The sequence below is a fragment of the Halomicrobium sp. HArcht3-1 genome (assembly GCF_058933345.1).
Map to the genome: position 1 here is coordinate 74679 of NZ_JBZYDM010000002.1, position 21436 is coordinate 96114.

At 64.7% G+C, this 21436-nt stretch carries 19 protein-coding genes and 1 tRNA gene; 7 read left to right on the plus strand and 13 right to left on the minus strand.

All coding sequences use genetic code 11. The features are described from left to right. Window positions 1-39: 39 nt before the first annotated feature. The gene (locus AC5FRW_RS03420; protein WP_493567026.1) at window positions 40-1293 is read right to left on the minus strand and encodes a response regulator; all 1254 of its coding nucleotides are present in this window, start codon (window positions 1291-1293) and stop codon (window positions 40-42) included. 99 nt (window positions 1294-1392) lie between these two features. Between AC5FRW_RS03420 and AC5FRW_RS03425 the strand changes: the two genes are divergently transcribed. Beyond that, complete coding sequence (locus AC5FRW_RS03425; protein WP_493567027.1) at window positions 1393-3894, plus strand: ATP-dependent DNA helicase; 2502 nt, start codon at window positions 1393-1395, stop codon at window positions 3892-3894. Continuing rightward, entirely contained in the window at window positions 3894-4394 is a 501-nt protein-coding gene (gene cgi121 / locus AC5FRW_RS03430; protein WP_493567028.1) for a KEOPS complex subunit Cgi121, read from the plus strand. The genes AC5FRW_RS03425 and cgi121 overlap by 1 nt, the downstream gene beginning before the upstream one ends. A 23-nt stretch (window positions 4395-4417) precedes the next feature. On the opposite strand, the gene AC5FRW_RS03435 is transcribed toward cgi121, so the two are convergent. The 4 genes from AC5FRW_RS03435 to AC5FRW_RS03450 form a co-directional block, all read right to left on the minus strand. Beyond that, window positions 4418-5773, minus strand: a complete 1356-nt coding sequence (locus tag AC5FRW_RS03435; RefSeq protein WP_493567029.1) for an adenylosuccinate synthase — start codon at window positions 5771-5773, stop codon at window positions 4418-4420. 64 nt (window positions 5774-5837) lie between these two features. Then, entirely contained in the window at window positions 5838-6386 is a 549-nt protein-coding gene (locus AC5FRW_RS03440; protein WP_493567030.1) for a DUF1684 domain-containing protein, read from the minus strand. Between the two features lie 59 nt (window positions 6387-6445). Beyond that, window positions 6446-6670, minus strand: coding sequence for a hypothetical protein (locus AC5FRW_RS03445; protein ID WP_493567031.1), 225 nt, complete (start codon window positions 6668-6670; stop codon window positions 6446-6448). Window positions 6671-6852: 182 nt separating this feature from the next. Further along, a tRNA-Gly gene (locus AC5FRW_RS03450) sits at window positions 6853-6923 on the minus strand. Window positions 6924-7195: 272 nt separating this feature from the next. Between AC5FRW_RS03450 and AC5FRW_RS03455 the strand changes: the two genes are divergently transcribed. Both AC5FRW_RS03455 and AC5FRW_RS03460 read left to right on the plus strand, forming a co-directional pair. Then, window positions 7196-7657, plus strand: coding sequence for a reverse transcriptase-like protein (locus AC5FRW_RS03455; protein WP_493567032.1), 462 nt, complete (start codon window positions 7196-7198; stop codon window positions 7655-7657). A 59-nt stretch (window positions 7658-7716) separates the two neighbouring features. Further along, window positions 7717-9693 (plus strand): DUF460 domain-containing protein, encoded by a 1977-nt coding sequence (locus tag AC5FRW_RS03460; protein ID WP_493567033.1) that lies wholly within the window; start codon window positions 7717-7719, stop codon window positions 9691-9693. 2 nt (window positions 9694-9695) lie between these two features. Here the strand turns inward: AC5FRW_RS03460 and AC5FRW_RS03465 are convergent, their stop codons facing one another. Next, window positions 9696-9893: a DUF7470 family protein gene (locus tag AC5FRW_RS03465; RefSeq protein ID WP_493567034.1), complete on the minus strand. Its 198-nt coding sequence runs from the start codon at window positions 9891-9893 to the stop codon at window positions 9696-9698. Between the two features lie 59 nt (window positions 9894-9952). Beyond that, window positions 9953-10363, minus strand: a complete 411-nt coding sequence (locus AC5FRW_RS03470; RefSeq protein ID WP_493567035.1) for an SCP2 sterol-binding domain-containing protein — start codon at window positions 10361-10363, stop codon at window positions 9953-9955. Window positions 10364-10491: 128 nt separating this feature from the next. Between AC5FRW_RS03470 and eif1A the strand changes: the two genes are divergently transcribed. The 3 genes from eif1A (at window position 10492) to AC5FRW_RS03485 (ending at window position 13653) form a co-directional block, all read left to right on the plus strand. After that, a complete protein-coding gene (eif1A, locus tag AC5FRW_RS03475; RefSeq protein ID WP_493567036.1) occupies window positions 10492-10779 on the plus strand; it encodes a translation initiation factor eIF-1A in 288 nt (95 codons plus the stop codon). Window positions 10780-10821: 42 nt separating this feature from the next. Next, window positions 10822-11751, plus strand: coding sequence for a serine/threonine-protein kinase Rio1 (gene rio1, locus AC5FRW_RS03480; RefSeq protein WP_493567037.1), 930 nt, complete (start codon window positions 10822-10824; stop codon window positions 11749-11751). Window positions 11752-12108: 357 nt separating this feature from the next. Beyond that, the gene (locus tag AC5FRW_RS03485; RefSeq protein WP_493567038.1) at window positions 12109-13653 is read left to right on the plus strand and encodes a carbohydrate-binding protein; all 1545 of its coding nucleotides are present in this window, start codon (window positions 12109-12111) and stop codon (window positions 13651-13653) included. 22 nt (window positions 13654-13675) lie between these two features. On the opposite strand, the gene AC5FRW_RS03490 is transcribed toward AC5FRW_RS03485, so the two are convergent. The 6 genes from AC5FRW_RS03490 to AC5FRW_RS03515 all read right to left on the minus strand — a co-directional run bounded on the left by AC5FRW_RS03490 (window position 13676) and on the right by AC5FRW_RS03515 (window position 21318). Beyond that, window positions 13676-14086 carry a hypothetical protein gene (locus AC5FRW_RS03490; protein WP_493567039.1) on the minus strand — a complete coding sequence of 137 codons (411 nt, stop codon included), beginning with the start codon at window positions 14084-14086 and terminating at the stop codon, window positions 13676-13678. 530 nt (window positions 14087-14616) lie between these two features. After that, a complete protein-coding gene (locus tag AC5FRW_RS03495; RefSeq protein WP_493567040.1) occupies window positions 14617-15597 on the minus strand; it encodes a carbohydrate ABC transporter permease in 981 nt (326 codons plus the stop codon). 2 nt (window positions 15598-15599) lie between these two features. Next, on the minus strand, window positions 15600-16547 hold the full coding sequence (locus AC5FRW_RS03500; protein WP_493567041.1) for a carbohydrate ABC transporter permease: 948 nt from the start codon (window positions 16545-16547) through the stop codon (window positions 15600-15602). A 49-nt stretch (window positions 16548-16596) separates the two neighbouring features. After that, window positions 16597-17967, minus strand: coding sequence for an ABC transporter substrate-binding protein (locus AC5FRW_RS03505; RefSeq protein WP_493567376.1), 1371 nt, complete (start codon window positions 17965-17967; stop codon window positions 16597-16599). A 168-nt stretch (window positions 17968-18135) separates the two neighbouring features. Then, a complete protein-coding gene (locus tag AC5FRW_RS03510) occupies window positions 18136-19287 on the minus strand; it encodes an ABC transporter ATP-binding protein (RefSeq protein ID WP_493567042.1) in 1152 nt (383 codons plus the stop codon). Between the two features lie 135 nt (window positions 19288-19422). Continuing rightward, entirely contained in the window at window positions 19423-21318 is a 1896-nt protein-coding gene (locus AC5FRW_RS03515; RefSeq protein ID WP_493567043.1) for a cache domain-containing protein, read from the minus strand. Window positions 21319-21436 lie beyond the last annotated feature (118 nt).

Consider the following 21436-nt stretch of genomic DNA (forward strand, 5'->3'; position numbering starts at 1 on the left):
ACGGTCCGGGGCAAAGTGGTGTCGCTGTTGGACGGTCGATCACGTCGTGCCGTGGTCGATGCGGCCGAGCGCGGCGACGACCGTCCGTGCGAGGATGCCGACGATCTCCTGTTCGGCCGGTGCGACGGTGTATGCGTCCGGCGACGCGACCACGAGCAAGCCGTGATCGTCCAGCGGGACGAGATACGCCGTCTCGAAGGCGTCCGTGATCGCGTCGTCGCGCTGGTCGTAGTTCGTGACGACGCGCGGACGGTCCCCCTCGAAGGTCGTGTACTCGACCGACCACTCCGGCAGTCTCGCGATCTGCTTGGGATCGGTGTCGCGCGAGCGGACGTGTTCGCGTACTGCGTCGGTCGCAGAGAGGATGCGCAGGTCCGTTCCGTCGTGGTACCAGAACCCGACGGCGTCCTCGCCCAGCACGTCCTGTAGCATCTCGACGGTGCAGTCGGCGATTGCCTTGGTGTCTTGTACCGTCAGGAGTTTTCGGGTCGCGTCGTGGAGTCGTTCGAGGCGGCGCTCACGGCGGTTGCGTTCGGTCACGTCGCGCAAGACGACCTGTGAGGCCGGATTGCCGTCGTAGACGATCGGCGCACCGCGGCTCTCCACCCAGCGGATCTCGCCGTCGAGGCGTTCGAGTCGCCACTCAGTCCAGCCGGTCGGGGCGTTGCCATCGAGGATGGACTCGATCCGTTCGGTGAGGCGCTCGCGGTCCTCGGGGTGGACGAACGACAGCGGGTGCCGGTCGGCGATGTCCGCCCGTTCTGTCGCACCGACGAGGTCGACCAGCCGATCGTTGACGAAGAGTACGTCCGTTCCCGAGTGGACGAGGATCGGATTGGGCGAACTGTCGACGAGCGTCTGGTAGCGCTCCAGCGTCTCGGCGGCCGCCGCTTCCGACCGGCGGCGCGCGACGGCGTTCTCCAGTCGATTCGCGAGCACCGTGTACTGGTCGACGCCGGTCCCTTTCTGGAGGTAATCGGTGACGCCCGCCGAAATGGCCTCGCTCGCGATTTCCTCGCTCCCCCGGCCAGTAAAGAGGATAAAGGGGAGATCAGGGTCGTATTCACGCACGTCCCGTAAGAAGTCCAGACCGTCTCTCCGTGGCATCTCGTAGTCGCTGACGATACAGTCGATGTCGTCGTCGAGCGCAGCGAGCGCCTCCCGAACACCGTGTTCGACCGTCACGTCGAAGGCGTCGTTCTGGCGCTGAAGATGCAGACTCGTCACCTCGGCCACGTCCGGTTCGTCGTCGACCAGCAGGACGGCAATCGGTGCCCCACCACCTCGGTCCATACGCTATGCAGAGCGTCGAACGTGTTAATTCTTGGCAGTACAGTGGTACGGAGACCGCAGGCGACAATTTAAACCCCGGTAGGAGCCAATCTGGGTGTAATGGACGTTGCGGACCTGCCCGGCGTGCCCGCGTGGCTGGCCGAGCATCTGCAGTCGAACGGGATCGAGGAACTGTACCCGCCACAGGCCGAGGCCGTCGAGGCCGGCGTCACGCGCGGCGAGAACCTCGTCGCGAGCATTCCGACCGCGAGCGGGAAGACGCTGATCGCACAGTTGGCGATGCTGTCTGCGATCGCGGGACCCGACCAGCGGGCAGGTCCCGAGGCGGGCGAGCAGGAGCGAAGCGATACGCGAGCCGTGGGGACGAACGAAGAGAGTCCCCAGGACGAGCGAGCGGCGAGAAACGAGCCGCGAGCAGGCGACACGGACGGCAGCCTCGGCGGCACCGCCCTCTACATCGTCCCGCTGCGGGCACTCGCAAGCGAGAAACAAGCCGAGTTCGAGCAGTTCGAGCAGTACGGACTCGACGTGGGCGTCTCGACGGGCAACTACGAGTCCGACGGCGGGTGGCTGGCCGACAAAGACATCGTCGTCGCCACCAGCGAGAAGGTCGACTCGCTCGTGCGCAACGACGCACCGTGGCTCGACGATCTCGCCTGTGTCGTCTCCGACGAGGTCCACCTCGTCGACGACGCCGAACGGGGGCCGACGCTGGAGGTCACCCTCGCGAAGCTTCGGCGGATCAATCCCGACATGCAGACCGTCGCGCTGTCGGCGACCATCGGGAACGCCGAGGCGCTGGCAGAATGGCTCGACGCCGAACTCGTCGACTCGGACTGGCGGCCCATCTCACTGAAGAAGGGCGTCCACTTCGGGCAAGCACTCCACCTCGAAGACGGCGACCAGCGGGAACTACGGGTGCGCAACAACGAGAAACAGACCGCCGCGATCGTCCGGGACACGCTCTCTGACGACGGGTCGACGCTCGTGTTCGTCAACTCCCGGCGCAACGCCGAAGCCGCGGCGGGCCGGCTGGCAAACGTCACGCGCGACGCGCTCACGCCCGAGGAACGCGAGCAACTGGCCGACGTGGCGGCGGAGATTCGGGACGTGAGCGACACCGAGACCAGCGACGATCTGGCCGACGCCGTCGCGAAGGGGGCCGCCTTTCACCATGCCGGATTAGCGAGCGGACATCGAGAACTCGTCGAGCAAGCCTTCCGCGACCGTCTGCTCAAAGTGGTCAGCGCGACGCCGACGCTGGCTGCCGGGGTCAACACGCCCAGCCGACGGGTCGTCGTCCGGGACTGGCGGCGCTACGACGGGACCGCCGGTGGGATGGCACCCCTGTCGGTGCTCGAAGTCCACCAGATGATGGGACGTGCTGGCCGCCCCGGTCTCGACCCCTACGGCGAGGCGATCATCCCCGCGAGCAGCCACGACGAACTCGACGAACTGTTCGAGCGCTACGTCTGGGCCGACCCCGAACCGGTCCGGTCGAAACTGGCCGCCGAGCCAGCACTGCGGACGCACCTGCTGGCGACCGTCGCGAGTGGCTTTGCCCGCTCGCGGTCGGGGCTGCTGGAGTTTCTCGAACGGACGCTGTACGCGAGCCAGACCGACGAGAGCGGGCGTCTCGAAGGGGTCGTCGACGACGTGCTGAGCTATCTGCAACGCAACGACTTCCTCACCCGGGAGGACGACGAGCTGTCGGCGACTTCGCTTGGCCACACCGTTTCACGACTCTACCTCGATCCGATGAGTGCCGCCGAGATCATCGACGGGCTTCGCAGCGGCGCGCAAGCGAGCGCACACGGGGCGAGTGGCGACGACGCGAGCGGTGAGCCGGCGGGCTTTACGACCGCGAGCGACCTCGCCAGCGAGGAGTCCGCGAGCGGCGAAGTCAAAGAGCCGACTGCGATGGGCCTGTACCACCTCGTTTCCCGCACGCCGGACATGTACGAACTGTACCTGCGCTCGGACGACAGCGAGGAGTACAGCGAGATCGCCTTCGAGCGTGAAGACGAGTTCCTCGGCCGGATGCCCTCCGAGTTCGAGGACGACCGCTTCGAGGACTGGCTCGCGGCGCTGAAGACCGCGCGCCTGCTCGAAGACTGGGCCAGCGAGGTCGAGGAGGACACGATCACCGAGCGCTACGGCGTCGGCCCGGGCGACATCCGCGGGAAAGTCGAGGGCGCGCAGTGGCTGCTGGGCGCGGCCGAGTCACTGGCGAGCGAACTGGGTCTCGACGCCGCACCCGCCATCCGAAGGGCGCGCACCCGCGTCGAGCACGGCGTCCGCGAGGAGCTCGTGGACCTCGCAGGCGTCCGCGGGGTCGGGCGAAAGCGTGCCCGTCGACTGTTCGACGCCGGCATCGAGAGCCGCGCCGATCTGCGTGACGCGGACAAGTCGGTCGTCCTGGCGGCGCTGCGCGGCCGGGAGAAGACCGCCGAAAATGTCCTCGAAAACGCCGGTCACCGCGACCCCTCGATGGAGGACGTAGAGCCGTCCGACGAGGTGGAGTACGAACGCGACGAGGACGACCGCGGACGGAGTGACCCCGAAGAAGACGATGATCAGGCCAGTCTGGGGGACTTCTGATGCAGGTCGTCGAAGGGACGGCGACGGTCCGTGATATCGACGATTTCGTCGAGCGACTTGGAGCGATCGGCGACGAGTACGGCGTCGTCGTGCAGGCGTTCGACGCCCGCTACGTCGTCGACCGCGCTCACCTACAGCGGGCCGTCGAACTGGCCGACCGGGCCTTCGAGCAGGGAGAAGCGATCGCCCGCGAACGGGCCGTCGAGGTGTTGCTGTACGCGGCCGGTCGGCGTCAGATCAACCGCGCACTCCAGATGGGGGTCGGTGAGGGCGAATCACCGGTCGTGGTCGTGGTCCACGATTCGACCGGCGAGGGCGACGAGAGGGCGGCTGCCGAGGCCGTCGACACACTCCTCGACCCAGCCGAGACGCTCGGTGCGTACGACGAGGCGCTCGTCCGGGACTTTTTCGAGATCGGCGAGGCGGAACTGGGAGCGACGAGTGGGGATCTGGCGGATCTCGTTCGTGAGCGCGTGGCGCTGCTGACCGTCGAGAAGTAGGGTCAAAAACTGAAACAGCGAGGTTATTCCAGCGGGTGTTCGAGCACGATGGTCTGCTCGCGGCCGGGGCCGACACCGACGGCGTACAGCGGCGTATCGAGTTCGTCCTCGACGAATTCGAGGTAGTTCCGAGCGTTCTCGGGAATCGCGTCGTACCCCTCGTCGGCGACGGCATCCCAGTCGACCTCGGGCCAGCCATCGAAGGACTTGTAGTTCACCGTACAGCGGCCCCACTGCTCGGTCGTCGGCGGGACGCTCTCGATTTCCTCGCCGTCGAGGTCGTAGCTGACGCCGATCTTGACCTCGTCCAGTCCGGCGAGTACGTCGATGTGACCGACGACGATGCCGGTGAAGCCGTTGGCCCGCGTGGCGTGGCGCAACACGGGCAGGTCGAGCCAGCCGACGCGGCGCGGGCGGCCGGTGACGGTGCCGTACTCGCCGCCCTCGTCGCGGATGTAGGTCGCCAGTTCCTCCTCGTGCTCCCCCGCATCGCCCTCGTAGCCGGGCGTGTCGCCCTCGACGCCGGCCAGTTCGGCCGGGAGCGGGCCGCTGCCGACGCGCGTGCTGTATCCCTTGACGATGCCGACGACCTCGCCACCACCGATCTCGGTCGGGCCGAGACCGGTTCCGGTACAGGCCCCGCCCGCGGTCGGGTTCGAGGACGTGACGAAGGGGTAATTGCCGTGGTCGATGTCGATGAGCGTGCCCTGTGCCCCCTCACAGAGGACCTCGTCGCCGTCGTCGATGCGAGACTGGAGATAGTTCCCGCAGTTGACGGTCATCCCCTCGTCGGCCAGTCGCTCGCCGTAGGCCCGGTAGGTCTCGTAGAGTTCGTCGATGTCGAGTTCCTCGCCACACTCCTTGTCGAAGACCTCCTCGACGACGGCGCGCTTCTGGGGGACGACGTATTCGAGGCGCGTGCGCAACACGTCGGGATCGAGCAGGTCACCGATGCGGACCCCGCGGCGGCCGGCCTTGTCCTCGTAGGTCGGGCCGATCCCCCGGCCCGTCGTGCCGACTTCCTCGTCCTTGTCTTCCTCCTCGATACCGTCGAGGCGGCGGTGATACGGGAAGATGACGTGAGCGCGCTCGGCGACGCGCACGTCGGGGTCCAGCCCGCGTTCGCGCAGCGCGTCGAGTTCGTCGAACAGCGTTTCGGGGTTGACGACACAGCCGTTGCCGATAACACAGGTCTTGCCGCGGACGACGCCGGAGGGCAGCAAAGAGAGTTCGTACGTCTCGTCGCCAACGACGACGGTGTGGCCGGCGTTGTCGCCGCCCTGATAGCGGACGACGACGTCGGCACCTTCGCCGTAGAGATCGACGGTGCCGCCCTTCCCTTCGTCGCCCAACTGCGATCCGATAATCGTGACGGTCATACCGGCCACGTCTTTTCCGGGCGGCTACAAATCGGTGCCGGTTTACCAGTCGTCGGCCGCCCGGTCAGTAATCGCGCTCGCCCGCCTCGACCGTCGTCTCCAGCCAGTTCTCCTCGGGCGGGAGCGGGCAAGAAAACGTCTCGCTGAAGGCACAGAACGGATTGTACGCGAGATTGAAGTCCAGCACGATCTCGTCGCCGTCGCCGACCTCGCCGTCGGGTTCCAGTTCCATGTACCGTCCACCCTTGTAGGACTGCTGGCCCGTCGTCTTGTCCCGGAACGGGACGAAGAAGCCACCCGAGTCGTCCTCTGGCTGACGATAGCCAGCCAGTTCGTAGGACTCGCCCTCGATCTCGAAGGCGAAGGTCGCCACCCGGAGGTAGCGCACGGTCCGCCCGTCGCTGGTCTCTAGATCGACTGACTCCGGCGGATCGACGGTCGAGACGGTCGCTGTGACGCGATAGTCGGGCGCGGGATCGAAGTAGTTCAGGCCGTCGAAGTCGTCGCGGTCTTCGGGGGGGATCGGCGACTGTGGGTGCTCGTCGAAGAACTGGTCTTTCTCGGCACGATTGGCTTCGAGTTCGGCGACGTAGTCCTCGGCTGTGTCGGTCATGGACGAGGGTACGCCACGGAGCGGTTTGAGTCCGGCGGGTCGGTTGTCACAGGCCGCAGCTACGACGACTCGCTGTCCGAGTGTGCCGCCGCCTCGCGCGCACGGCGTCCGAGATCGGCCAGCACGGCGACACCGACCACACAGAATGCGAGACCGACGACAAACGCAGTGTCGCCAGCGAGTGGAAACATCGCCGCACCCGACTCGAACGACGCGGCAAGTCCCAGAAGTCCGACGAAGATCAGCGTGAACGCACCGTACCGAAGTAGCTGTTGTGTGTTCATACTTCGGGTAAGCGGTCCTGGTGGATAACTGTGGGCGTCGACCGGCATAACTGCGACGTGGCGGGCACAATCCCGCTGCAGTCGCTCGTCACGAGCAATCACCCCGTTCGTCGCAGAATGGCTCGCGGCTTCCGCCGTCGCCGCTCGCTGTTCCGAGGTTCTCACTTCGTTCGAACCTCGCATGCGCCGTCCGGGAATTGAACCCGGGCTCTAGCCTTGGGAAGGCTATGTCCTACCACTGGACCAACGGCGCGCTCGTTACACTCGCGCCCCGTGGATCGCAATTCCTGCGGAATTGCTCACCAACGGCGCGCACTCACTTCGTTCGCTCATGCCGCGCATCGCAGTTCCGTCGGAACTGCTCAACAACGGCGCGCTCGTTACACTCGCGCCCCGAGGATCGCAATTCCTGCGGAATTGCTCACCAACGGCGCTTCGTGTATCACATCTTCCTCGGCGATTGCACTTGAACGTAGCGCTTCGGCGGGCGACATCGACTTGGTCGTTGCGGCCCGACGAACGGCTGTGACACCCTGGACCGACCGGCTGCCCCCGTCGTTGCTGTTGTACTTCGACGCGAGCGTGCGCTACGGCGCGGACAACGCGACGCCGACCTCGGCGGCGGTGGGGTTCGTCGTCGGGGACGGTGCCCGGACGGTGACCGAGCAGTCACTGCCGGTCCGGACGTTCGTCTCCAGCGCGCACCTCGAATACCGGGCGCTGCTGGAGGCGGTGCAGGCCGTCGCGGCGCTGGACGGGCGGGTCGCGTCGCTGCACGTCCACGGGGACGCCGACGCCGTCATCGACGCGGTCGACCCCAGCGTCGCGGCGACGCCGGGCGACCGGATCATGGAAAAGCGAGTCCGAGCGATCCGGGCCGCTATCGAGGACGTGCCGCGGGTGACCTATCGCGTCGTCGGTCGCGGGGAGAACCGACGGGCACACGAACTCGCACAGCGCGGGCACGCGAGCGGTCACGAAGGGTAACGCCTAGCCCAGTCGCACCCGCCGTGGGGATTATAGTCACAGCCCCCCTAGCCGGAGCCGTGAACACGCGTACCGGAGCGCTCGACGCGGTGGTTTTCGGGGTCGACATCCAGAGCGGTGACGTACGTGGCGACGCACCTTCGTACGCGCTCGTCGTGTTCGACGGCGAAGACGTGGAGCGTGACGTGGTGAGCCTGCGAAAGCTCCGGCGGCGGATCGACGACGAAGAGCCGTCGATCGTCGCGACGGACAACATGTACGAACTGGCCGAGGACAAGGGGTCGCTGATCCACTTCCTCGGGAGCCTCCCCGACGAGACGAAACTGGTGCAGGTGACGGGAGCCGAACAGCCCGAACCGCTCTCGCGGGTCGCCGCGCGCCACGGCGTCCCCTACGGGAAACAGCCGATGAAGGAAGCGGAAGCGGCGGCGCGCCTCGCCGCGGCCAACGTCGGACAGGAAGTGTCTGCCTTCACCGACACCACCGAAGTGAAGGTCGCCCGCGGACGCTCGACGGGCGGTGGCGGTGGCTGGTCGGAAGATCGCTACACGCGGCGCATCCACGGTTCGGTCAAGCAACGGGCCCGCGAGGTCGAGTCGACACTCGACGACGCCGGCCTCAAGTACGAGCGAGACGTGACCGAGAAGTACGGCGGCTTCTCGCAGGCGATTTTCACCGTCGACGCCCGGCCACAGGACATCCCCGTCTCGCGGATGCGAGCGGGCGACGTGCGCGTCGAGATCGAACGCGAGCGCCGGGACGGCATCGAGTTCCGACCACTGGCGAAACGCCGGGACTTCGTGCTGGTCGGCGTCGACCCCGGGACGACGACCGCAATCGCCCTCGTGGGACTGGACGGTGAGGTACTCGACGTGTACTCCTCGCGGACCATCGACGCCGCCGGCGTCACCGAGTGGATCGTCGAGCACGGCCGCCCCATCGTCGTGGCGGCCGACGTGACGCCGATGCCCGAGACCGTCGAGAAACTGCGCCGGTCGTTCTCGGCCGCCGGCTGGACGCCCGACCGCGATCTGGCCGTCGACGTGAAACAGCACCGCACTCGCGAGGAAGCCTACGACAACGACCACGAACGCGACGCGATGGCGGCGGCACTCTCGGCGTTCGACGACCACGAGGACCAGTTCGAGCGCATCGCCGCGAAGGTCCCGCCCCGGGAGGACGTTGGCGAGGTGACCGCCCGCGTCGTCGCCGACGAGGAGTCCGTCGAGAGCGTACTGGCCGACCGGACCGACGACGGCGGCGACGAGGAGACCGGCGGCCAGCACAGACCGCGCGAACTCACCGCCGAGGAAAAGGAGATCAAACGACTGCGTGCCCGCGTCGAGCGACTTGAGGGCCACGTCGACGACCTCAAGGAGACCATCCAGCAGAAAGACCAGCAGCTACAGGAAAAGGAAAAAGAGCTGTCACAGGCCCGGAGCGAGGAGCGACGCGAGGTGCGCAAAGACCGCGAAGTGACCCGCCTAGAGCGTGAGAACGAGCGACTGGAGCGGGAACTCGAAGCAGAGCGCGAGGACCGCGAAGAACTGGAAGGGAAGCTCGAACGGCTCAAGGGGCTGTGGAAGCTGGATCACTCGAACTTCGCCGACATCTCGGAGAAGCAGCAGGGCCTCGTGTCGGTGAAGGTCGTCGAGCAGTTCACCACCGACGCGCTCGAAAACGCCGACGAGCAGTTCGGGCTGGTCGAGGACGACGTGATCTTGCTCCGGGACGCCTCGGGCGCGGGCCGGTCGACGGCCCAGCGACTCGCCGACGTGAACCCACGGATCGTGCTGCGCAACGGCGGCCTCTCGGATGTCGCCGACGAAATCCTCTTCGACCACGAGATTCCCGTCGCACCCGCGGACATGGTGACTGTCCAGGAAGTCGACGAACTGGCCGTCGCTCGCGAACACGAAGTCGAAGACGCCATCGCCGACTGGGAGACCCGTGCCGAGGAACGAAAACGCGAGCAGAAGGCGGAGATGGTCGACCAGATCATCAGCGAGCACCGGGCCGACCGCCCCGAAAGCTGACGTTAGGGCATCCCGCCCATGCCGCCGAGACCGAAGGCGGACATGAGATTTTTGACCATGCCGTAGACGACCAGTCCGAGACCGGCGATGACGAAGGCGATACCCGCGGCGAGCAAGACGTTGACCCAGGCGACCAGCGCGATGCCGCCCAGCATGACGACCAGGCCGACGAGACCCGGAACGCCGAGTTTGTCGAGCATATCCCGACAGGAGCCAGCGAGGGCGGTAAAGTCTCTCGGTCTCCGCCGCCCGCCAGCGACTACCGTGAGAAGGTGGTATCCACGTCGCGGGCCGCCTCGACGAGTTCGGCGATGGCTTCCTGCCGTTGCAGGAGCGTCAACGTCGGCCCCTCGACGGTGAAGGGGCCGTCCATGACGGCCTCGGAAACGTCGAGTTCGTCCTGTAGCATCGCCTTCCAGGCCCCGTAGGGACCACGGAGCGCGAAGTCGTAGTCGAACTCGTCGTCGAGGGTCGCGCTCGGACAGGCACCGTCGTCGATCACGAGACGGATCGCGATAGGATCGCCGTCGTAGGCGTCGTCGGGCGTGATCTCGAAGCGAAACGTCGCGGTGAAGTCGGCGGCCGCCTCTGTAAAGGCCGGCCGGTCGGTCAGGTGGGCGTGCCACTGGTCGACCCACTCGTCGGCACCGTCGGGCAGCGTCGTACTCATCGCCCGGTCGTAGGCCCAACGGAACCTTGTACGTTGTTATCCGACGACTGGGCACACGACCGTGTGCGGTCGTCACGGACGGCCGAAACCATACAAACCTTAAACCGCTCGCCGTCAAAGAGTCGCGTATGAGCGACAACGAGGGTCGAAAGAACCTCCGTATGCCCGACGACGACGAGGTGTTCGCAATCGTCACAAACATGCTCGGTGCCAACCGTGTCACGGTCCGCTGTATGGACGGGGTTGAGCGCACGGCACGGATTCCCGGCAAGATGCAGAAACGGATCTGGATTCGCGAGGACGACGTCGTCCTCGTCGAACCGTGGGACTGGCAAGACGAGAAGGCAGACATCACCTGGCGATACGACAAGCAAGAGGCCGACCAGCTCAAGGAGGAGGGTCACATTCAGGAGTAACGATGGACAGCCAGACATGACCCGACCGACGGGAGGACGGCCATGAGCGGCGACGGCGAGTTCGGTCTCGTCGACACGGAGGAGGCCGACGGCGTCGGCGACGAGTGGGAATCGATCGACGTTTCTGATACCGAAGCAGACCAGATTGCGCGGACCAGAGATCGGGAGTTCAGCGAGTTTCGCAAGCGCATCAAAAACACCGAGCAGTTCAAAGTGGAGGCGTCGGTGTTCGACGACGCTACCTACGGTGCGCTGTACAAGCTCGTTCAGGACGGCTACATCGACGCCTTCGGCGGACCGATCTCGACGGGTAAAGAAGCCAACGTCTACACCGCGCTGGGCGGGGGCAGCGAGGCACGGAGCGCCTCGGGACGATCGAGCGGCGACGGAGAGCCGCAAGACACCGAGGTCGCAGTGAAGGTCTACCGCATCAACGCCTCCGATTTCAGGGACATGCGGGGGTATCTCGACGGCGACCCGCGCTTCGAGGGGATCGGTTCGGACAAGAAGAAGGTGGTGACGGCGTGGGTCCGAAAGGAGTTCGCGAACCTCCAGCGGGCGAAACAGGCGGGCGTCCGCGTTCCGAATCCGATCGCTGTCCAGCGCAACGTCCTCGTCATGGAGTATATCGCCACCGACGACGGACGGGCAAAGCGCCTCAACGAGGTCCACATCGAGAACCCCCAGACCGCCTTCGAGGTCGTCCGCGAGTACATGCGCCGGCTGTACGACGCCGGTCTCGTCCACGGTGATCTCTCGGAGTACAACATCGTCTTCCACGAGGGCCAACTGGTCGTCATCGACCTCGGACAGGCGGTGACGGTCCATCACGGCAACGCACGGGACTACCTCGAACGGGACTGTGAGAATATTGCGAACTTTTTCTCGGGACAGGGCGTCGACGTGACGGCCGACGACCTGCTGGCGTTCGTCACGCGCGCGGACGAGGACGACGCCGACGCGACCGAGTGATACTGCCGGCTGTCACTTCGTGAAGCCCTTCGCCACCCCGGGGTGGCGAAATCGTTCACAGATGTACAGCCGGTAGTATGAGCGTCGTCCGCCGACCGCTTCTCTCCGATCGCTCGACGACGGACAGCGACCGTACCCGAAAGCGTTCGTCACGCCCTGCGTGCGGCTTCGATCGACGGTGCGGAGATGTGACAGGAGGTATAGTTTATCACCCCATTGTGCTGAACTAACGTATACCGATAGATTATTAATCCCGTTTCGAATGGGTAGTGTATACACGTCCCACGGACGACAGTCGACGTCGTCCGAAGGGGGGACGGTGGGGAACGAGCGGCCGAACAACGATCAAAACGATACATGAAACGCACAGCACTCACACTCGTCGCCATCTTACTCGTGGCGACAGTTTCGTTTGCGGGGACAGCATCGGCAGCCGACTGCACGACGACGGACGCTTACGATTCGTCTCAACTGTACGAATCGGGCGATCAGGTGACCTACGAGGGGACACTCTGGGAGGCACAACTCTCGACGCGGGCGGTCGAACCGTCGTCGGCCAGCGCCTACTGGAGCGCCGTCGATGCCTGTTCGGACGGGGATGCACCGACCGATACGCCGACGGATACACCAACCGACACACCGACGGATACGCCCACGGACACGCCCACAGATACACCAACCGACACGCCGACTGACACACCGGACGGGACGCAGCCACCGGCGTGGGACGCGGACGCGACCTACACCGGCGGGGACCGTGTGACCTACGACGGGACAGTCTACGAGGCAAACTGGTGGACCAAAGGTGACGAACCGGACGCCAGTGGTGAATGGGGTCCGTGGAGTGTCGTCGACGGCGATGACACACCGACTGACACGCCAACGGATACGCCAACCGACACGCCAACGGACACACCGACGGATACGCCGACTGATACACCGACCGACACGCCGACGGACACACCGACCGACACGCCGACGGACACACCGACTGACACACCGGACGAGCCAGTCGACGGCGAGTCGATGTTCGCGCCGTACAACCACGTCGGGACGAACCCGAACGCCTCCTTCAGCACGCAGGCGGCCAACGCCGGCACCGACGACATGGTGCTCGCGTTCATCCTCGCGGACACCAACGGTGAAGCAGCGTGGGACGGTGACTCGAATCAGAACATCGGCGAAGCAGGCATGGAGTCGCGAATCCAGTCCCTGCAGGACCGCGACGGCGAGGTTATCATCTCGCTCGGTGGTGCCGTCGGAACGCCGCTGGCTCAGCGGATCAGCGACGAGGAGAAACTGAAAGCCGAGTACGTCGAGATCATCGAGACCTACGGCGTCAAACACCTCGACTTCGACATCGAGTCGACCGACGAGGCGGCCGTCGAACGCCGGAACCGCGTGCTGACCGACCTCCAGTCGGAGTATCCGGACCTGAAGGTGTCGTACACCCTCAGAACGTCCACGAAGGGACTGCTCGGCCACGGCCAGTTCGTCGTCGAGGACGCCGCAGAGAAAGGTGTCGACGTGGAACACGTGAACATCATGACGATGAACTACGGGTGGGTCGACTCCAGTGGCGAGACGGTCATCTCCTCGGCCAATAGCCTGCACGGCGATCTGGCAGAGATCTACCCCGAGAAATCCGACGCCGAACTGTGGCACATGGTCGGGATCACGTCGATGATCGGCATCCAGAACAGCGGCGGCCCGCACAACCTCGACGATGCCCGCGAGGTACGTGACTTCGTCGAGAAAAAGGACGTGGGCTTCGTCTCGTTCTGGTCGGTCGACCGGGACAACGGCGGCTGTCAGGGTGACGTATCACCGACCTGCAGCGGCGTCGCACAGGAACCCTACGAGTTCTCCGAGATCTACAACGACGTGGATTCGGACTCGTAGCCACGCACACGTTTTTCGACGCTCACCACTCGACATCGAGCGCGTCGAGGGCCAGCACGAACAGACGATCGGCACCGCCGTAGAACGCGACCCACAGCGTGACGGCGAACCCGGTCACGATGGCCGCGGTCTCGACGACTTGCATCACGAGGCCGGTCCCATCGACGAGAACGCCCGCGAGTGTGTCGAGCGTGACCGTCGTCACCAGCAGCGAGACGAGGTAGACGACGAAGCGGACGAACGGGTGGGATCGCGCCCAGTAGTCGTACCGACGCGAGAGTACGACCGCGAGACCGACGACGGCGAGGGCGACCGCCCCGGCGAGGACCTGCGTCGTCTGGGCGGGGTGCGTCGTCGTGATCAGCGACCCGGTGATCGCGCCGGTGAGGAGACCCAGTCCGACGGCCCAGAGACCGACCGACCGACGGCTCACTGTCTCCCCTCCCAGCCGAACGCGACGCCACCGGAATCGAGCACACGACCACACTGACGCCGGACGCCCATAACGTCCCCGGCAGGAACGAGACAGCCAGCAGCGGATGTGTCATTTATCCCATAATCTTTGGCAAATATACTCTGTATAGATTGTTCGTCTACGACCTCATTTCGGCCGAATAGAGACCGGAAATCGCCGGTCTCGTCCGCCAAGCCGATCTGCTTCGAAGACGGTCTTCGGTCGGCGAGTCCCGGTCGGTTCGTCGATCGCTGTTCCCGGACCATCGGCAGTTTAGACTGCTCTAAAGCAGATTTTCGCACTTCTACCGGATTTTTCGGGCGTTCCTGTGTATTAGAAGTCATAAAATTTCTTTGTATTGTTCTATTTTGCTTATTTGATCACCGAGTAGGAGAAGGTGTCCGGTGGGCGCGACGATGGGGCGGGCATCGCGGGTGCCACAGTCGGGGGTGACAGGCGACCCACGGCAGTCCGCCGATCCGTCGCCGCGGTACGGAACGAGTGGAAGACTATCCCGTCGATAGCCCCTTCGCGAACTGCTCTGCGAACAGGACGTAGATGATCAGCGTCGGCATCGCGGCGAGGAACGCCCCGGCCATCCGCAGGCCGAAGTCGACACCGGAGATGTCCGCACCCATCCCCGAGAGGATGAGTGTGATCGTCGCGACGGGCGAGGACGAACTCCCGATCAGCGTCAGGGAGAACAGGAACTCGTTCCATATCTGGGTGAACTGATAGATCAGCACGACGCCGACCATCGGCTTGGACAGCGGCAGCACGATCCGGGTGTAGATCTTCGTGATCGACGCGCCGTCCATCTTCGCGGCCTCGACGAGTTCCGTCGAGATCGTGTTGTAGTACGACCGGAACAGCAGCATACAGATCGGGATACCGTAGGCGACGTGGGTGATCGTCAACTCCACGAGACGGGCGTGTTCGACCCGCAACATCGGCAGCGTCCACACCGGTGCGAGCACTTCCTCCAGCGGGAGGATGTTCGTCCAGAAGTTCGACAGCGGGACCAGCACCGCCTGCAACGGGATGAAGATCCCGACGAGGAACAGGACGAGGATCGGCAGCTTACGCTTCCAGTCGATCATCGTCAGCCCGTAGGCGGCCATACTACCAAGCAGCACGTCCAGCACCGTCGCTGGAATCGCCATCACCATGCTGTTGACGAAACCACGGCTGAGGTGGCCCAGTGCCTGACCCCACTTCGCGGTCGTAAAGCCCGCCGAGAACGGGTCGGCGAAGGGAATCACGAAGTTCAGGATGCCCGCGATCGTCCCGGGGAGTGCGGGGACGAACGGCGTCGTCGCCGTCACGGCCTCGCTGGTCTTGAACGACGTGACCAGCCCGGTCCAGATGGGCGCGATAAAGAAGGCGAAGAAGCCAACCACGAGGAGGTACAGCGATAGCCGCCGGTAGTCGATGGCGGGCAAGCGCTGTGCGATACTGTCGGAGTCGAACGCGGACTGTTTGTTACTCATGCTTAGAGGCTCCCTTGCTTGTACTGGTAGTAGAGGTACGGTGCGATCACCACGAGAGACATCACCAGCAGGATGGTCGCGATGGCGGCGGCATAGGCCCAGTGCTGGAACTTGAACGCCTCACGCACCATCAGCGTCGCCAGAATGTCCGTCCCCTTCGGGACGCGGTACTGACCGAACATCGCGAACAGGAAGGTGAAGGTCTTCAGCGCGAAGATCATCAGCACGACGGCCGCACTGACCGACGAGGATTTCAGCTGTGGCAGGATGACCCGCCAGTAGGCCTTGTAGATGTTCGCGCCGTCCATCCGGGCGGCCTCGAACTGGTCGTCGGGGATCGACTGCAGACCGGCGAGGAACACGACCATACAGTAGCCGCTGAACTGCCAGATCAGCGCGAACACGACCGCGCCAAGCACCAGTCCGGGGTTGCCGATCCAGTTGTACGGGCCGAGACCGACCAGCCCGAGGACGGTGTTGACCAGCCCGTTGTTGACGTTGTACATCCACAGCCAGAACTGGGCCGTGACGACGAACGACAGCGCCATCGGCAGGAGATAGATCGTCTGGACCTTCCCCCGAAACCGGATGTCACGGTCGAGCAACACTGCCAGGAACAGGCCAAGCACCAGCGACACGGTCGTGAACGCAATCAGCAACACGAACGTGTTCTTGGCTGTCAGATAGACCGCCGGATCGGCCAGCGCCTGGCTGTACATTTCGAAGTCGAGCGAGTCGAAGGACGGTTCGCCAAAGCCCTCGTAGTCGGTCAACGAGAGCAAGACGTTCCAGCCGATACCGCCGTAGACGGCGATCCCCATGATCGTGAAGGGGACGAACCAGTAGGGAAAGCCGCGCACGAAGTCGCTCTTGGCGAAGACGCGCAGTCGGCTCTCCCAGTCCCGGTCGAACTCGCCGCCGGCGGAGACTGTCTCTTGTGAGCGTGCCATGGTTTCGAGTAGGGTGAGGGGGTAGAGTGGGGGAAGTGTCTGTGCGTCGTTACTCGGAGACGGCGTCCATCAGGGCCGACGCCGTCGCCTCGGCGTCGAACGGCCCCATGAAGTTGTCACCGATCGCAGCCTTGCAGTCGCCAAGCGCCTCGGGCGACACCGCGAGACCGTGGGCCAGCGTCGGGGGCTGCTTTGGCTTCGAGGTCAGGTGTTCGTAGTTCATCGCGAGGAAGTCGGTCAGGCGTTCGCTGTCGACGTCCGTGCGCAGCGGGACCGACCCCTTGTTGTTACCGAAGCCGACCTGTGCGTCGCGGGTGCCGAGGAACTCGGCCCACGTGTCGCGCTTGGCCGGCGCTGGAGCGTCGGCCGGGAACGTGAACGCGTCGATGTGAAGGACGTACATGTCGTCGGTGCCGGGGAAGGCCACCCAGTCCCAGTCCTCCTCGTACTCGATACCGCTGTCCTCGGCGCGGTACATCCCGTAAGCCCAGTTGCCCTGATGGATGAAGGCAGCTTCGCCGTTGATCAGCTTCTGGTTTGCCTCGGTGAAGCTGATCGTCGAGGCGTCGTCGTTGATGTAGTTCGCGAGGATCTCCTGGGTCGTCTCCAGCGAGCGCTTGACCGCGGCCTCGTCACCCTCACCGTCGATGAAGTTCATGTACGCTTCCTCGCCTTCCTGACTGAGCATGACCTCGACCCAGAGCTGGAGGTTCGTCCACGGGGCCTTCATCGCGTGGGTCATGGGGACGGCGTCGGTGTTCTCCTGAATCGCGTCCATCGCGCTGAACAGCGAGTCCATGTCGGTCAGCGACTCGGGGTCGACACCCGCTTCTTCGAGGACCGAGACGTTGTAGAAGAGGTTGTTCATCCGGTGGGAGCCGAGCGGCACCGAACGGTACTCGCCGTTCTGCTGACACAGCGAGGCGGCCGTGTCGTTCATCTTCTCGACGTAGCCGTTGTCGGTCCACACCGACGTGATGTTGGCCAGGATGCCCTCGTACTGTCGGATGTTCTCGCCCGGCCAGGCCTGGAACGAGCTTGGGGGGTTGTTGTTCGAGAGGCGGCGTGCGATCACGGAGTTGAGGTTGACGTTCCCCGTCCCGCCGATGGGGCGGAAGTTGGTGTTCATGTCGGGGTACTCCTCGACGAACTGCGAGGTCAGTTCCTCGACGGCCGCCGCGCCGTCACCGCCGGTCCAGGCGTGCAGGACCTCCAGTGCAGTGTCGTTGGGCGTCGCCGTCCCGGTCGAATCGTCGGTACTGTCACCGTCGCCGCCGTCGCCACCGTCGCTCCCGCCGTCGCCGGAACCGGAGCCGCCGTCGCCACCGTCGCTCCCGCCGTCGCCGGAACCGGAGCCGCCGTCGCCGCCGAGACAGCCAGCCAGCAGGGCAGCCATGCCCGTCGCCGTCGAGCCGATCATCGTTCGCCGCGAGACGCCGTCCGTTGGGTTGCCAGTATCAGACATACGTATTCTCCATGTTTTTCGATTGCATATATAGCTTTTGCCTTATTGTCCAATTATTTGCGTTTTTATCTTTAGATCTTGCACACGTGCGTGGGTGCAGGTCATGGGCGGTCATCGTCGGTCTCATGCAGTCCCGATCTGTTCGATCCGGTCGACGTCCTCGATGACGCGGTTGTGCAGCGCCTCGCCGGTCCGGCCGTCGAAGAGGTGAATCGCGGTCTCGGGAATCTCGACGGCGACCTCCTGCCCCCAGTTGAGCGCGCGCATCCCGTCGACGGTCGCCGTCAGCGTCTGGTCGCCCTCGCTCTGGCCCTCGAACAGGAGATGGACCGTGTTCTCGTTGCCCTGCGGTTCGACCACGTCGACGACGGCCGGGAACTGGTGTGACTCCGTCGCCTCGTCGGTGATCCCGATGCTCTCGGGACGGATCCCCAGCGTCAGATCCTCGTGGCCCCGAACGTCGGCCAGCGTGTCGTCGCTCAGCGGATACTCGAAGTGCTCGCCGACGAGCCGATCACCCGACAGCGTCACGTCGTAGAAGTTCATCGATGGCTCGCCGATAAAGCCCGCGACGAACGTGTTGGCTGGCTCGTGGTAACACTCCATCGGCGTCGCGACCTGCTGGAGTTCCCCGCCGTCGAGGACGGCGATGCGATCCGACATCGTCATGGCCTCGGTCTGGTCGTGGGTGACGTACACCGTCGACGTGTCGAGTTGCTCCTGTAGGTGCTGGAGTTCGGTGCGCATCTCGGCGCGCAGTTTCGCGTCGAGGTTGGCGAGTGGCTCGTCCAGCAGGAACACCTTCGGGTCCCGGACGATGGCTCGACCGAGCGCGACGCGCTGTTGTTGCCCCCCGGAGAGGTCCGCAGGCTGTCGGTCCAGCAGTTCGCTGATACCGAGTGTCTCGGCGGCCTCGTCGACCCGCTGGCGAATGTCGTCGTCACCGAGGTCCGTCGACTCCTCCAAGCCGAAGGCCATGTTCTCGGCGACGGTCATGTGAGGATACAGCGCATACGACTGGAACACCATCGCGATGTCTCGCTCTTGTGGCGTCTTGTCGTTGATGACCTCCTCACCGAGTCTGATCCGGCCCCCGCTCGGAGTCTCCAGCCCGGCGATCATCCGCAGGGTCGTCGACTTGCCACACCCCGATGGACCGACGAGAACGAGAAACTCCCCGTCCTCGATGTCGAGGTCCAGTTCGTCGACCGCGACGATCTTGTCACCGTCGTCGTCGAACGTTTTCGTAGCCGCTTCTAAGGACACGTTTGCCATGATTGTTCACTGTGTTAGTCTCCACATATATAATTTGCCATCCAGGACACCACAGATCGAATCGTAGTGGTGCAGAACTGGTGTCAAAACGGGGACGAGGAGACACCGAGAACGGCTGTCGGGCAGCCGACGACCCTATTCGTGGTCGGTCTCGTCCGGGGGTCGAAGCTCCCCTTGCGCGTCCGAGAGGGCGGCGTCGGCCTCGATGTCGAACTCGTCGAGGACGCTACGGAGTGGGCGGGCAAACTCGGTGAGTTCCTCGGCGCGCTGGGAGACTTCGTTGATCTCCGCTGCCTGTTCTTCGGCAGCACCGGCGACCAGTTCGGACTCGGCCAGCGTCTTCTGGCTGATCGAGGCCACCTCAGAGACCATGTTTGCGATCTCCTCGAAGCGGTCGAGTTGCCCGTCGAGGTCGATGTCGTCGTGGCGCTCGTCGTAGGCGACCAGTCGGTCGACGACCTCGTCGAGTTCCGTCGCCACGGTTTCGAGGCGCTCTTTCTGGTCGTGCGCGTCGCCGGAGATGGTCGCCACCGAGTCCGCGACGTGCTCGCTGGAGACCCGGACGCTCTCGGAACTGGACTGCAGGACGACACCGGCGTCCTCGACATCCTTGGCGAACCGCTTGAGCTGACCGGTCGTCAGCTCCAGTTCCGCGATCATCTCGTTGAACTCCGTTGCGATCCGGTCCATCGCGTCGTTCTGGCCGTCGGTCTCGAAGCGCTGGGTCAGGTCGCCGTCGGCACACCGCTGCATGATCCGCGAGTACTCCTCGGCCTTGTTCTGGAGGTAGTTGTTCATCTCCATGGCCTCGGCACGGGAGACCTCCGCCTCCTTGCGAGCACGCTCGGCCGCCTCGATCTGTGACTTCAGCGAACCCCGCATCGCGTCGAACCCATCGTAGAGCTGACCGATACTGTCGATACGTGGTGAGGACACCGTCACGTCGAGATCACCCTCGCGCATCCGCTCGGCCAGCCGTCGCAGTCGGTTGATGTCACGAGTCGTGCTGTAGCCGATCACCGCGCCAAGCGAGATGATGAGCACCATCCCGCCCAGCGTCGAGAGGAACCCCCACGTCGAGATGGTGTTGACGAAGCCGAACACGTCCCGGGTCGGTTCGTGGACCAGCACGATCCAGTTCAGTTCGGCGTTCTGGACGCTGACGGGTGCGTACCCGACGGTGTAGGGTTCGTCGAGGACGCCGGGGTTCGGACCGGCCCGAGCGATGACGCCAGCCGACTCGACTCGCGTATCGAGGTCGCGTGCCAGTCGGACCGGCGCCATGGCCTGCTCGTCGCCGTAGGGGTGGCCGATCTCGTCGGCCTGTGAGGCCGTCTGGATCGTCCCCTCGTGGTTGACGACCTGCGTGAAGCGCGTCGACTGCTCGCCCTGGCCGAGCGTGTCCGCGAGCTGTCGAACGTCGTACTCGATCACCAGGAACCGGTCCGCGCCGTCCTGTACCGGGCTGACGAACGCGACGACCGGCGTGCCTCCCGCATCGTGAACGTCCGTGGTTCGAACGTCAGAGACACCCATCCCGGCGACAGAGACGTTCGTCATCCACATCCGCGAGGTCTTGGAGATGTTCGTGTCGAAGGGAAACTGCGGGCTGGCGACGATGGTGGTGCCCGCCTCGGTCCGGTTGATCAGATAGATCGCCTGCACACCGTAGAGATTGCCCTCCGTCGTCGCCAGTTCTTGGCGCATATCGAACGCCGTCGCACCGCCAGAGCGAGCCAGCACCTCGTTCTTCGAGGCCAGTTTGACCGCCTGTGAGTTGCGCTGGACCCACTGCTCGATGACGTTTGCCTTCTGGGCCGCCAGATCACTGTACTCCTGCTCGACGTTCTGTTCGACCTGCGAGGAGACGGTCCCGGTCGCGGTCGCACCGATCAGCCCGACGGTGATACCCATCACCGCGAGGATCAGCGCGAACTTCAGTGTGAATCGCTTGCGAACGAAGTCCGGGACCACCACTCGGACGACCGACCGCCACCGCCCCCAGTTGTCCGCCCGTTCCCAGTCTGACATGGTTCTTCTCCCCCATTCCTGCCCGGGTCACCTAACAGTTTCCCACGTCGTCACGGCACCACAGGGCACGTCGTTCGCGGTGTGCGAACAGATAGGCGTCGAGCGGTCAGTGAACGCG

Excerpts from the sequence above, each read along its gene's own strand:
- AC5FRW_RS03420 (WP_493567026.1), bottom strand. The coding sequence starts at position 1,293 with ATGGACCGAGGTGGTGGGGCACCGATTGCCGTCCTGCTGGTCGACGAC.
- AC5FRW_RS03425 (WP_493567027.1), top strand. The coding sequence starts at position 1,393 with ATGGACGTTGCGGACCTGCCCGGCGTGCCCGCGTGGCTGGCCGAGCAT.
- cgi121 (WP_493567028.1), top strand. The coding sequence starts at position 3,894 with ATGCAGGTCGTCGAAGGGACGGCGACGGTCCGTGATATCGACGATTTC.
- AC5FRW_RS03435 (WP_493567029.1), bottom strand. The coding sequence starts at position 5,773 with ATGACCGTCACGATTATCGGATCGCAGTTGGGCGACGAAGGGAAGGGC.
- AC5FRW_RS03440 (WP_493567030.1), bottom strand. The coding sequence starts at position 6,386 with ATGACCGACACAGCCGAGGACTACGTCGCCGAACTCGAAGCCAATCGT.
- AC5FRW_RS03445 (WP_493567031.1), bottom strand. The coding sequence starts at position 6,670 with ATGAACACACAACAGCTACTTCGGTACGGTGCGTTCACGCTGATCTTC.
- AC5FRW_RS03465 (WP_493567034.1), bottom strand. The coding sequence starts at position 9,893 with ATGCTCGACAAACTCGGCGTTCCGGGTCTCGTCGGCCTGGTCGTCATG.
- AC5FRW_RS03470 (WP_493567035.1), bottom strand. The coding sequence starts at position 10,363 with ATGAGTACGACGCTGCCCGACGGTGCCGACGAGTGGGTCGACCAGTGG.
- eif1A (WP_493567036.1), top strand. The coding sequence starts at position 10,492 with ATGAGCGACAACGAGGGTCGAAAGAACCTCCGTATGCCCGACGACGAC.
- rio1 (WP_493567037.1), top strand. The coding sequence starts at position 10,822 with ATGAGCGGCGACGGCGAGTTCGGTCTCGTCGACACGGAGGAGGCCGAC.
- AC5FRW_RS03485 (WP_493567038.1), top strand. The coding sequence starts at position 12,109 with ATGAAACGCACAGCACTCACACTCGTCGCCATCTTACTCGTGGCGACA.
- AC5FRW_RS03495 (WP_493567040.1), bottom strand. The coding sequence starts at position 15,597 with ATGAGTAACAAACAGTCCGCGTTCGACTCCGACAGTATCGCACAGCGC.
- AC5FRW_RS03500 (WP_493567041.1), bottom strand. The coding sequence starts at position 16,547 with ATGGCACGCTCACAAGAGACAGTCTCCGCCGGCGGCGAGTTCGACCGG.
- AC5FRW_RS03505 (WP_493567376.1), bottom strand. The coding sequence starts at position 17,967 with ATGATCGGCTCGACGGCGACGGGCATGGCTGCCCTGCTGGCTGGCTGT.
- AC5FRW_RS03510 (WP_493567042.1), bottom strand. The coding sequence starts at position 19,287 with ATGGCAAACGTGTCCTTAGAAGCGGCTACGAAAACGTTCGACGACGAC.
- AC5FRW_RS03515 (WP_493567043.1), bottom strand. The coding sequence starts at position 21,318 with ATGTCAGACTGGGAACGGGCGGACAACTGGGGGCGGTGGCGGTCGGTC.